This is a genomic window from Ochrobactrum sp. SFR4 (assembly GCF_019730395.1).
Lineage (GTDB): Bacteria > Pseudomonadota > Alphaproteobacteria > Rhizobiales > Rhizobiaceae > Pseudochrobactrum.
Genome location: NZ_JAAPBB010000020.1, coordinates 22458 through 34531, shown reverse-complemented (window position 1 = coordinate 34531; position 12074 = coordinate 22458). Strand labels below are relative to the sequence as shown.

The 12074-nt window shown below is 41.8% G+C and carries 11 protein-coding genes; 9 read left to right on the top strand and 2 right to left on the bottom strand.

All coding sequences use genetic code 11. The annotated features are described in order from the left end of the window. From HBA93_RS16365 to HBA93_RS16345, 5 genes are all read left to right on the top strand, one after another. Positions 1 to 1223 (top strand): ATP-grasp domain-containing protein (locus HBA93_RS16365; protein ID WP_221723962.1); only part of this gene is annotated, 1223 nt, incomplete at its 5' end. Then, positions 1223 to 2344 (top strand): DegT/DnrJ/EryC1/StrS family aminotransferase, encoded by a 1122-nt coding sequence (locus tag HBA93_RS16360; protein ID WP_221723961.1) that lies wholly within the window; start codon positions 1223 to 1225, stop codon positions 2342 to 2344. The genes HBA93_RS16365 and HBA93_RS16360, both read left to right, overlap by 1 nt. Before the next feature lie 91 nt (positions 2345 to 2435). Then, positions 2436 to 3401 carry a glycosyltransferase gene (locus tag HBA93_RS16355; protein ID WP_286201995.1) on the top strand — a complete coding sequence of 322 codons (966 nt, stop codon included), beginning with the start codon at positions 2436 to 2438 and terminating at the stop codon, positions 3399 to 3401. Between the two features lie 7 nt (positions 3402 to 3408). Beyond that, positions 3409 to 4506 (top strand): glycosyltransferase, encoded by a 1098-nt coding sequence (locus tag HBA93_RS16350; protein ID WP_221723959.1) that lies wholly within the window; start codon positions 3409 to 3411, stop codon positions 4504 to 4506. A 629-nt stretch (positions 4507 to 5135) separates the two neighbouring features. Continuing rightward, on the top strand, positions 5136 to 5888 hold the full coding sequence (locus tag HBA93_RS16345) for an SDR family oxidoreductase (protein WP_221723958.1): 753 nt from the start codon (positions 5136 to 5138) through the stop codon (positions 5886 to 5888). 764 nt (positions 5889 to 6652) lie between these two features. Here HBA93_RS16345 and HBA93_RS16340 read toward each other — a convergent pair. Continuing rightward, positions 6653 to 6877, bottom strand: a complete 225-nt coding sequence (locus tag HBA93_RS16340) for a cold-shock protein (protein WP_121992450.1) — start codon at positions 6875 to 6877, stop codon at positions 6653 to 6655. A 326-nt stretch (positions 6878 to 7203) separates the two neighbouring features. On the opposite strand from HBA93_RS16340, the gene HBA93_RS16335 reads away from it, so the two are divergent. The 4 genes from HBA93_RS16335 (at position 7204) to HBA93_RS16320 (ending at position 10990) form a co-directional block, all read left to right on the top strand. Further along, positions 7204 to 8166: a DUF808 domain-containing protein gene (locus HBA93_RS16335; RefSeq protein ID WP_221723957.1), complete on the top strand. Its 963-nt coding sequence runs from the start codon at positions 7204 to 7206 to the stop codon at positions 8164 to 8166. A 231-nt stretch (positions 8167 to 8397) separates the two neighbouring features. Continuing rightward, positions 8398 to 9081 carry an Imm26 family immunity protein gene (locus HBA93_RS16330; RefSeq protein ID WP_221723956.1) on the top strand — a complete coding sequence of 228 codons (684 nt, stop codon included), beginning with the start codon at positions 8398 to 8400 and terminating at the stop codon, positions 9079 to 9081. Between the two features lie 75 nt (positions 9082 to 9156). Beyond that, positions 9157 to 9672 (top strand): hypothetical protein, encoded by a 516-nt coding sequence (locus HBA93_RS16325; RefSeq protein ID WP_221723955.1) that lies wholly within the window; start codon positions 9157 to 9159, stop codon positions 9670 to 9672. Between the two features lie 631 nt (positions 9673 to 10303). Next, positions 10304 to 10990, top strand: coding sequence for a GGDEF domain-containing protein (locus HBA93_RS16320; protein ID WP_286201994.1), 687 nt, complete (start codon positions 10304 to 10306; stop codon positions 10988 to 10990). 128 nt (positions 10991 to 11118) lie between these two features. Here the strand turns inward: HBA93_RS16320 and HBA93_RS16315 are convergent, their stop codons facing one another. Continuing rightward, entirely contained in the window at positions 11119 to 12030 is a 912-nt protein-coding gene (locus HBA93_RS16315; protein WP_122094103.1) for a LysR family transcriptional regulator, read from the bottom strand. Positions 12031 to 12074: the final 44 nt, after the last annotated feature.

Sequence of the window (12074 nt, the reverse complement as noted above, 5' to 3'; positions counted from 1 at the left end):
ACGTGATTGGAGCAACTTCAGTGGCTGATCATAGTGCTTTTACTTATGAAAATATGGTGCATGTTGTGCCAATGTTTGATCATATTGATTTTCAAGAGGAGTTTGTCTCTCTTGTTAAGAAATTGGACATTGATTTCATTGTCCCTGCGCATGATGAATTAGTGGCTTTGTTGCCTGCATGGCAAGAGAACGGTATTTTACCTCCTGGTATACAGGTTGTGGGGAGTTGTGCGGCTACTTCGTTATTGGCAAGATCAAAGCGGCAAACATATGAGAAATTAAAAGAAGTTATTTTGACTCCTCTAATTTACGATGCCAATCTGGTTACTCAGGATGATCTACCTTTGTTTGTAAAGCCGGACAAAGGTCAGGGTTCTCGTGGAGCCAAAAAAGTTATGTCATTGGATGATCTTGCCTACATTGATGAGAAATATGTTTTATGCGAACTGCTTGTAGGGCAGGAATATACTATTGATTGTTTTACAGATAAAAATGGTGAGTTGCGCTATGTTGGGCCGCGAGAACGTGCTCGCGTCAGCAATGGAATTTCCGTTTCCTCACGGCGCGTTGTCGGAGATGAATTTATAGATTTTGCTAATTTAATAAATAAGGCAATTTCATTTCGCGGAATGTGGTTTTTTCAGGTTAAAAGAAACCGTAATGGTCAATTGACGCTCTTGGAAATTGCCCCTCGGGTTTCTGGCGGGATGGGGTTTGCGCGCGCTAGAGGTGTGAATTTACCGGCATTAGCAATTTACGATAAAATGAATTTAAATGTTATGATTTTCGAGAACGATGTTAATATAGTTCGTGATTGTTCTATATTGCCATCATATGAAGTTAGTTATGACTTTCAAGATATTTATGTCGATTTAGATGATACTTTAATTTTTACTGATAAGACGAATTCCGCATTGATTGGATTACTTTATCATTGGAAGAATCAAGATAAGAGAATTCATTTAATCACACGGCATAAGGCTGTATTCGGTATTGATCCTAGGGAAACGTTACTTGTTCACAATATCTATTTGGGGCTATTTGATAGCATTATAGATGTTGCAGCAGGTGTAGCAAAGTCTAAATATATTAGTAAAATTTCTGCTATTTTTATTGATGATTCAGCATCTGAAAGATTTGATGTGCATCGCAATAATAATATACCTACTTATACTTGTACTCAAGCATGCGAAATGTTTATTCGCGGAAAAGGGAATTTTTGATGGATCGCGCACCATTATATGTAGCCAAGCCATTGCTTCCGAATGTTGTTGATATGCATGCTATGGTCAGTCAGATTTGGCAGAGCGGAGTGGTGACTAATCATGGACCTCTTCACGAGCAGCTTGAGCGTAGACTGGTAACAGAATTAGGGGCGCCAACTGTTAAGCTATTCAATAATGGTACAATCGCCCTCTTGGCTGCTCTTAAGATGTTCGATTTGCCTCGTGGGAGCGAGGTGATTACTACACCGTTAACATTCGCGGCAACCGCACATTCAATTGCGTGGAATGGTTTGAAACCTGTGTTTGTTGATGTGGACGCTCGTTCTTGGACACTTGATCCACATTCCGTGCAAGCTGCAATTAATCAAAACACTTCTGCAATTCTTGGTGTGCATGTATATGGAAATGTTTGTGATTTACAAAGTTTAGAGAACCTAGCGAATAAAAATAGCTTGAAATTAATTTATGATGCAGCACACGCGTTTGGTGTGGAGGTTAATGGGAAGGGTATTGGTAATTTTGGCGATGCTACCATGTTTTCTTTCCACGCGACAAAGCTCTTTAATACTATAGAGGGAGGGGCGCTTACCACTCCAAATGCTACAGATTCTCAAAAAATTTATATGCTACGTAATTTTGGCATTAAAAATGAGGATGAAGTTATCGATATAGGCTTAAATGGTAAAATGAACGAGCTTCAAGCCGCTGTTGGCTTGGCTAATTTAGAAATTTATCGCCATGAGATGCTTAAGCGCAGTTCATTGCGTAAAAGCTATAATGAGTTGCTCTCTGATCTACCAGGGATACATATTCAACTAAATCAAGATGGGGTTTCAAGATCTGAGCAATATTATCCAATCCGTATTATTGCTGAGGAATTCGGTCGCTCTAGAGATCAAATTTACGATGAGTTAAAAAAGGTAAATATTTTTTCACGAAAATATTTTCATCCTATTTGCACAGATTTTGAACCATATAAAAATGAGAAAATTATTAGTATTTTGGATGTTCCGAACGCCTCGATATTAAAAAATCAAGTATTATGTTTGCCGTTTCATAGTGGGGTATCGGAAGAGCATATCGAAATGATTGCAAAGATAATGAAGCAAAATTCATAAATATATAATTAAATGGCTTTAAGCTATTTTTAAAGATTTGGTTTGGGCGACATAATGTAATATGTCGCTTTTAGGATGTGGTTATCTCTTGATGGAATTAGTAAGTAAGCCTGAGTTGTCAATTATTTTGATTACTTATAATCAATCCGCCTATATCGAGCAGGCCATAAATGGATTGTTGTCGCAGGATTATGATTTCAATAAAATTCAAATTATCGTTGCTGATGATTGTTCAACGGATGATACTTTTGATAAAGTTAAAACAATTTTTAACACCTCCAATATCAAAAATATTAAATACTTAGAACGAGATAAAAATTTAGGAATTACATTAAACTATCGAAGAAGCATTTCTGCTTGTGATGGTGAATATATTGCTATCTTAGAGGGCGATGATTATTGGACCAGCATATCCAAGCTTAGTAAGCAAATTCGGCTGTTAAAGCGACGTAAAGAATTCATTGCGTGTGGTTCAAATTATTATATTTTTAGCACTCAGGAATGTAAGTTTTCACTTCGAATAAATAGTATAAATGGGTATACTGCTATAAATTGTCATCAGTTAGTTGATGACAATTTGCCAGGTAATTTTTCAACAATGGTTTACAGATCTGAAGCTTTAAAAGCCTTACCTAGTGGGATATTTAGCCTACGTGCATTTGATTGGATATTCCATATATTGATGACACAGCACAGTCAATTATGTGTATTGCATGAGCCGATGAGTGTGTATCGTGTTCATAGTAATGGGCAGTGGAGTGGTCTAACCAATATAAATAAACAAATACAAATGGCGGATGATGTGGAATCCTACATTCCATTTTGTGAGCCACATGTTCAGAAGTTATTATATAAAAAATTAGGTGTTCTAAGAAAAAATATAAAACTGTTAAGGTTGCCATTTATATTGAGAGTATTTAGTGCCTCCTATATGCGACTAATAGTTATTATGAGTATTCCGCCGATTGTGAGAAAAGTTGTTCATTTAATTACTCCGCCTATTGTCTGGTTCGGAATTGCAAAAATTAAACAAACTTTCTTTAATAAGAGAGGGTAAAACTTACATGGTGGAAGTTTCCGTAATTATGCCGTCATACAATCATGACAAGTTTGTCATGAAGGCCATCGATAGTGTATTAAATCAAACCTACAAGAACTTTGAATTTATTATATCTGATGATGGTTCAACTGATAATACGCATAGCATACTCAGTGCTATTAATGATCCAAGGGTGCACGTTCATCTAAATAAGATCAACCGTGGAGCGGCTGTAGTACATAGCGAATTGATCAAGCTTTCAAAAGGTAAAATGATAGCGCTGATTAATTCGGATGATACTTGGTGCCATGATAAATTAGAAAAGCAAGTTTCTTTTTTAATTAATAACCCTCAATACTCTGCATGTTTTTCTAACGCAAATTTTATTAATGAGGATGAGGTTGAATTAAATTCTAGTAATTTTGATTATTATAACGTTTTCAAAGTTAAGAATAAAAATAAAGAAGAGTGGCTGCGAACATTTTTTTTAAGCGGAAATAGTATATGTCATCCTTCGAGCCTTATATATAAATCTGTATATGATAAAATAGGAGGCTACGATAACTCATTAAGACAGTTACCTGACTATTATCAATGGATTAAAATGTGTAAGCATTTTGATTTCTTTGTTTCTGATGAAAAGCTTATTAATTTCCGTATTTTGAATAAAGGAAATGCAAGTGCTCCGTCTTTAACTAATAATATGCGCGTTCTGAATGAGCATTCATTGATCGGTAATAAATTTTTCGATGATGTGTCAAAGGAGATGTTTTATAAAGCATTTTCCGATTTGATAAAACGACCTGATAAACAATCTGACTTACACTTCGAGATTGAAAAGTCATTTATTTATTTTACACCGATACATACGCTCTCTCGTATTTACCGTGTAATTGGTTTGCAGAAACTATATGGGCTCTTAAGTAATGATGAATCCTTAGAGGTGTTGCGTAAAGATTATAATTTTGATCAACGTTCTTTTCATGAACTGATGGGGGAAAGATCCTCATTTATTAATGATGATATATCCCATGTAGATGCTGATGTTAATGTCCATATGATGCCCTTTAAAGCACTGGTTAAGGTGCTAGTCGCACGCATAAAGCGGAGATTGAAAATTTAGTATTAGACTGGTCATTCCGAGTTAGTGTAATGACCAGTAGTGAGGGGGGGCTTGTGCATAAGACTAATGATTTCAATGATACTTCTCATTGGTGAGGGGGGGTAATAATCTGTTTTTGTTATTTATTAGTTCTTCGGGCGAGGCATCCCACTGCCACGCTTTGGCAGTTTAAGCAGCTGAAATAGCTTATTTGTTTTTCATTTTTTATCGCGCACTCCTCCTCTGAATTTGGGTGTGGCGAAATGCTGCCCAAACCTCTCCAGTCAATCTTCGCAACCGTTTGTCTTGCCAGTTTCGGTGTTGAGCGCTTCCGGTATAGGGACGTTTTGCGGTCCTTCCATCCGAACATTCCTTCAAGCATCAGATCTGTAGCTTCATTTTCAGTAATGTTTGTTGCCAGTCCTCACCGATACGTTTGACACTGAGGTCAGCCTCGACTGCGGAGAAAGCCTGCAAGGCCGTATCGGTCTGACTCTCGATTATGAAAATTCGTGGCAGAATGATCAAGCCTTACTTAATCGTACGCATGTCTGCGGTATTGCCAAAAAATGTGAAATTTAAAAATAAGAAATGCATAGTCCGGATATCATTATCGTTCCTATGAATGGCTTCCACAAAGGAGACAATCAATGGAACTATTACAAAATAAAGTTGCTATAATTACCGGTGCTTCATCGGGGATTGGTCGTGCTGCTGCATTGCTTTTTAGTGCAGAGGGCGCTTCAGTCGTATTAAATGCTCGTGGAGAAAGGGCTCTTCGAGAGGTCGCGGAAACCATTCACTCTCGAGGCGGGCAAGCGCAGATTGTTGCAGGTGATGTTAGTTCGCAAGATACTCATGAGGAGCTTGTTGAGGTAGCTTTGCGCTCGTTTGGCGGGCTTGATATTGCCTTTAACAATGCTGCGATAATCGGCCCTGTTAAGCCGCTTTCAGAAGTTACACTTGCTGAGTGGAATGAAACAATTTCAATAACACTGACATCAGCCTTTCTTGGTGCTCGGGCTCAGATACCCGCTATGCTTGCTCGCAAAGGCGGCTCTATTGTTTTTACATCCAGTTTCGTTGGAGCATCTGTCGGGCTGCCGGGTATGAGTGCTTACGCTGCTGCAAAAGCAGGGCTCATGGGGTTAGTGAAGGGGGTAACGGCAGACTATGCAGATCAAGGTATCAGAGCAAATGCATTGATGGTCGGGGGAACGGATACTGCTATGGCAGGTGATGAGACGCAGAAAGAGTGGGCCGCCAAGTTACATGCTCTGAAACGTATCGCTCAACCGGAAGAAATCGCCAGAGCGGCTCTTTTTCTTGCATCCCCGATGTCCAGTTTTGTTGCCGGCTCCGGATTGTTTGTGGATGGCGGGAATTCCGCTGTGAAAATGTAAAACACAGTTTTACCGGCTTCGGAGCTATCAGTGGTTCTCTGCAACATTCAGAGATGTTATTTCAGCCCCGCGATGTGCGGGGCTTTCTTGTAATTACTTACGGGAAAATTCAAATGAATCTTAATCTTGGTGATACTCACCGGATCATTTCAACTTGCCTGAAATATGACCTCTTACGTAATCAGGCTGCCGATGTGTTGGCAACTGTGTTCTGGGAAACAGTCCGAACCATGAGGCCGGCACACGAAATGGACGGCGAGAAAGATCTGCACTCAAAGAAATAGTATCCGTGTGTGGGGATGGGGTACGTGCAACTGACATGACGAGAGAACTACCAGAAGGCCAGTGATAAACTACCTGTCGATTTTGTCAGTAATCCTGAGTTGTTGCCCGATCCGGTTTATGCAGCAAAAATTCTCATCCCTGGTATGGCTCAGAGCTGGTTTGCTGGTGATAACAAGGGGCGGCATAAGCTCGACCAATATATTACTCTGCAGAATTCGGATTTCGTTGAGGTGCGCCGGATTGTCAACGGCAAGGGTAAGGCCTCAGATATTGTTCATATCGCCTTGAATATGATCTTGATGTGAAGGATCAGTGATAGGGGGGGCAGCACATAGGTCGCACCACTTATTCAGTTCGCATTGCGGCGCTGATTTCTTGTGGTGGGGGAAATAAAAAAGGCCAGACAAATTGTCTGACCTCTCGTGGTAATGTTCTCAACAGTGCCAGTACATCCGTGGTCAAAGGAGAGCTATACCAAATTATACAGCCTGAAGATTGGTGGCTGACATTTTGCCGGAACGGTTATCACGCTCTAAGTCGTAACCGATTTTCTGGCCTTCTGCGAGATCGCGCATGCCAGCGCGTTCAACGGCTGAAATGTGTACGAACACATCCGCGCTGCCTTCGTCAGGCTGAATGAAGCCGAAGCCTTTTGTGGAATTAAACCATTTAACTGTGCCAGTGGCCATAATGAACCCTTTCATAGCAATAATAGAATACCACAGCGTTTACACGCTGTGAAAGTGATAGCGATTTTTTGAAAGGAAGGTTCGTCAAAGGCGCATAGTGTGCGCTGAAAGCAAAGCTAAACAAGCAAATATCGATACAGAATATATAGGTTGTAATCCACTGCATGTCAACTGTTGGTTTGTATTTCCCAGTAAATCTACTTTTGGTTGTTTTCTGGATTGATAATTACAGGAACCATCAAACGCTAAAACCGCCGTTAAGATGCTCCTTATTCATAACTTCTAATCTTGTTTATTTTTATCGGTGAACTACTGTTATCTATTCCATTGGAGATAATTATATGAGTGGTTTGCTGGCACTTTTAGATGATGTGGCTGCAATCGCGAAGGTAGCTGCAGCTTCTGTCGATGATATTGCTGCCAATGCAACGCGAGCCGGTACAAAAACCCTTGGTGTTATCATTGATGATGCCGCCGTAACGCCAAATTATGTTGTCGGAATAACTGCGGCTCGCGAACTTCCTATGATTGCCCGTATAGCTATGGGGAGTTTGCGAAATAAAGCCTTCCTCATTCCAGGTTTATTGGCTTTGGATTATTATTTTCCGGTTGCCGTGACTGGGCTTCTAATGATTGGCGGTGCATATCTTTGCTATGAAGGTGCTGAAAAAGTCTGGCATAAGCTGGTTCCCTCGAATTCTCACGATAATGGTGAGGCCGATGACGCTCAGGATCCTACAGCACTTGAAGAAAGCCGTGTCTCAGGTGCGGTGAAAACGGATTTCATATTATCTGCCGAGATTATGACATTGGCCCTGTCAATGATTGAAGCCCGATCTTTATGGATAGAGTTAGTAACATTATGCCTGGTTGGTATTATGGTGACAGTGCTTGTGTATGGTGTCGTTGCTGTGATCGTTAAGCTTGATGACTTTGGTGTGCTCTTAGCCAAAAAAGGCAGATTGTCTTGGACGCGTGCCTTTGGTCATTGGACTGTTCGCTCTGTGCCTAAATTATTGTGGTTGCTGACTGTAATCGGCACGGCAGCTATGCTTTGGGTCGGGGGCAATATCTTTATTCACGGAATGCATGAATTGGGGATGCATCAGCCATATGGTTTCATTGAACATCTGGCATTGTTGGCATCAAACAAGGTTTCTGAAGCCTTTGCAGATGTTGCTAACTGGTTCGTGATTGCATTTTCGGATGGTGTGTTCGGTTTTATTCTTGGCTCCTTTCTGATCCCTGTTGTTGCAAAGATATTTTTTCCGACATGGAGCCTATTGACGACCAAAGTGAATTAACGATTATTTTTAACAAGATGTGCAATCTGGAGGCTTGTGCCTTTGGTTCATTTTGGTGTTTTCTAACCATTATCTTTGTGTTCAAAGCAGAGCCATTCGACGTGGCATAGCGCGTATTTGGATTTCCTCTACGCACATCAAGCCATAAAGCGAGATGGTATATTTGTGCTATTCAATATCTGCAAAGCTTGGGATGAATACGACGGGCAGAAAACAAGAAGGAGGCCTGGCTTGGGGTGGTGGACGGTAACTGATGCGCCTGAGATGGAAATAGGCGACACTGTGTTGGATGATGCCCGCCGCTTCCTGCGATCGGTATCACGCTCTTACGAGGAGGATTTGAAGCGGAAGCCTTCGGTCGCAGAGCTTGAGTATTTGCTGACCTTGGCTTTTTCGGTCAATGCCGATAGTGACGTGCTGAGTAACTTCGACGAGCTTCGTGTTCAAGAGATCAAAATTAAGACGGGCAAACGCCAGAAGCGGGTGAAGCCTGCAATCGGTGATATCTTCTCATTCAAGGTTGCCGATGAACTATATGCCTTTGGCAGGCTGGTTTCTGAGCTAAGGGCGGGCACGATTGCCGAAATATTCAATTACACATCAACGCAACCAATATTGGATCCCTCGTTCACTGTAGAATGGCTGATTAAGCCCGTTCTTCTGAACAGCTTCATTCTCCTCGATCAAAAATCGGAAGGCCAATGGGATATCATCTCAAAAGATCCCGATTATAAGCCGGATAAACGGTTCAAAGACGTTTTCTTCTCATGGAAAGATTATAAAAATGAGCACAAACTCGAAGGCGTCTTCGAGCAGGGTGTGACGACAGACGAGGAGACGGCACAAAAATATCCACGCTACGTGACTGCGAATGACGCAAAAATCAGAGAGATGGTGGTGGCTGCGATCTCTTGATGCCAGGCGCGGGCTTCGCGTTACAAAAAATCTGACAGGAACTGCTCGTTGCCCAAGCACTTAATGCAAATATCGATGGAATATGATGGTGGGATTGTTTTGTTCGACCCAACCATATTTTGCGCTTTTCTGGAGAGAGCAAATTGCACGGGCGGGAATGTTTTCGAGCTGTTCAAAACAAGGCCGGATATCGGAGATGCTGCTATATCCGAGGGGGCTATCATTCCGATGTATCCGATTGATGAGGATGATTACCGGTTCATCGATCTGAGCAGGATTCCATCCGCGATCGAATGGGATTTCGTCCATACCGGCTTTCCATTGAAAATCCAGTCTGGGATTCTGATTGCGACAGATTTATTCTCCTTATTCGGCTGGGAGCATGAATTTTTCAAAAACTACAAGGAAAATTTTAATAGGAAGACATCGGTTAACGACATGCTTGATGTCGAGCCCGGCATATATTCGGTCGATATTAGCGGCGGCCGGGACGCAAGCGGCAAAATATATGGCCTCCGCTTCAATCCTGTTTCTCAACTTAAGGCATTTGGTGACGAGGTTGATACCGATAGTTTTGATTTCAATATTTGATCGGTGGCGAGACATTTTCACGAGGTTGTCGCGAAACTCCAAACCTTTTACCGGAAATATCGTGAGCTGAAATCATGCTCGCAAATGCCGGTCGTAAAAGTCTGGTCAAAATGGGTATACATAAAGGCTGCTTCGGGCGATTAGCCGCTTTGCAATAGAGCGAGATTTTTCGCCTCAATACTGCTGCCGGCTGGACAATATTCCATCAAGTGCACTCACTATAGTGAGTGGTCTCATTAAGTTTGGCAAATGGAATGTGATCATAGTGCGATAAATATAAGTTATTGAAATTGCAGGGATGTATGTTTTCATTCTTTAGTTATCTTATTTTTAATCCATAAATGATTGAGAGTGATTTCGCCTGCAATCTATTCAGTATTCTTTACATTGTTTCAGTAAGGTAAGTTGATAAGTATTCTTTCTTTGATGGAGGAAGAGAGAAGTTTCATTTCGGGAAAACCTGTGATGCTGACAGCCGCCTTATCGTTGAGTTGTGGATTACAGCCGTTGAGCGCATAAATATACGTGTTTCTGAAAATCACATCGGTAAAACTGCTTCGTGCATTAAAAGCCAGATTGTAGTCTTTTAATATGATCCCGGAAGGCGAGGCGGTTGTTATCGAAGTTTGTGTTGAAACGAACAGCAATAGTCGCGGTGTTCGCAGCGGCCATTTCCATATCATTTTCAACCGGTATTCGAGTAATCACTGGAACAGAGTCTGATATAATAACGGTCATTGTCCGATTGACTCTACCGTTTCTGATCGCAATACCGATCGGGCTATATTGGTTTTCCCGTTTGGAAAAACTGGAACTTTCTTATCGCAGTGCCATTCGCAGAGCCAATGAGTTAACGCGTATCGCGAGTGTTGATCCTTTAACCGGTATTCTTAATCGTCGCAGTTTTATCGACCAGTTTAATGCAGCAAGTGCAGCAGGTGTTCGAGGTTGGTTTTTACTGGCTGATATTGATTATCTGAAAATAATAAATGACAAATATGGTCACCTTGTTGGTGATGATGCTGTGGTTTCTGTTGCTCAGGCAATGGTCAGTGTGTTGCCATCTGACAGTTTGATTGCACGCATTGGCGGTGATGAATTTTGTGCTTTCATTCCAAAAGCATCATGTGCTGATATTGATGCGGCTATTGAACAGATAAATGCGAAAGCAGATGATGAGTTACAGCAGAGGCAGACAGGGATTACGCATGTTTTATCGCTTTCTGTAGGATATATGCCGCTCAGATCCAGTCAGAAATTTAAAGATATTATGTCTCTTGCCGATGAGCGAATGTACCGGAAGAAAAGAGCGAGATAGCCGCTTTTTGTACGTTGCAGATTGCCTCTGAGGCATTCGCAAGATGTGTGGTGGTAAATCTGCTTGGTACGAATGATGTTTCCTGTCTCTGGCAGTGACGTGGTTTACATTGGTACAAACTCATTTCATCAAAACATTTCAACTTCAGGTATGATCTGTTGTTTTGGCTGATCATTAAAGTCCGTCAGCCAATTACGAAAAGCCAGACTGTCATGACTGTCGGCGTGGTTTGAAGAAGATAAGAGATAATATCCGCTGCCATCAGCAACAAAGCCTGATGGTGCTGATAATAGACCTGCACTGATATCATCACGCACTAAGTGCCATGGGCCAATCGCAACACCTAAACCTGCCACTGCAGCCTGCAGGCTGAAATAGAAATGCTCAAAGTTATGAGCGGGATTGTTGTCGTGTGTCGTTGAATTAAGCTTACACCAGGTTGACCAGGCCGTTGGTCGTGTACGGGTATGGAGCAACGGAGCATCCGATTGTATTTTGCAACCCTCAAAAAATGAGGAGACCTTATCCGGCCTGCAAACAGGACCAATGCTTTCAGTGAACAGAAGCTGTGCATTGTAGTTTTCTGGCCAGTCAAAATCATCTCTACGGATTGCGAAATCTATACCTGATCCCAAAGTGACCGGACCACCACCTGCTATTAAACGAATATCTGCATTTGGGCAGGCTTTCTGAAATAATGGTATTCGTGGTATGAGCCATCGCATCAACAGCGTTGGTTCACAAGAGATTGTGACAGGAGCATGCTCATGGTCTACTTTCAGGCGGGAAACTGCAGCTTCAATTATGCCTAAGCCCTGCTGGGTTGCTTGCGCCAGTTCTCGTCCTGCATCTGTCAGAAATACTGCACGGTTACGACGCTCGAACAGCGCGGTTCCGATATCTTGTTCCAATAAACGTACTGCCCGGCTTACTGCACTATGTGTGAGATTGAGCTGATCAGCCGCTTTGCTGAAGCTTAGATGCTCAGCCGCGGCGCGAAAACAGTTCAGAGCAGGCAGGGATGTGACTGGTGTTCTCATATGTCAGTTTTAATCACATAAGCTGTCAGAAGTCATCATTATTT

Coding starts and splice junctions, on each gene's coding strand:
- HBA93_RS16360 (WP_221723961.1), top strand. CDS start 1,223: ATGGATCGCGCACCATTATATGTAGCCAAGCCATTGCTTCCGAATGTT.
- HBA93_RS16355 (WP_286201995.1), top strand. CDS start 2,436: ATGGAATTAGTAAGTAAGCCTGAGTTGTCAATTATTTTGATTACTTAT.
- HBA93_RS16350 (WP_221723959.1), top strand. CDS start 3,409: ATGGTGGAAGTTTCCGTAATTATGCCGTCATACAATCATGACAAGTTT.
- HBA93_RS16345 (WP_221723958.1), top strand. CDS start 5,136: ATGGAACTATTACAAAATAAAGTTGCTATAATTACCGGTGCTTCATCG.
- HBA93_RS16340 (WP_121992450.1), bottom strand. CDS start 6,877: ATGAAAGGGTTCATTATGGCCACTGGCACAGTTAAATGGTTTAATTCC.
- HBA93_RS16335 (WP_221723957.1), top strand. CDS start 7,204: ATGAGTGGTTTGCTGGCACTTTTAGATGATGTGGCTGCAATCGCGAAG.
- HBA93_RS16325 (WP_221723955.1), top strand. CDS start 9,157: ATGGAATATGATGGTGGGATTGTTTTGTTCGACCCAACCATATTTTGC.
- HBA93_RS16315 (WP_122094103.1), bottom strand. CDS start 12,030: ATGAGAACACCAGTCACATCCCTGCCTGCTCTGAACTGTTTTCGCGCC.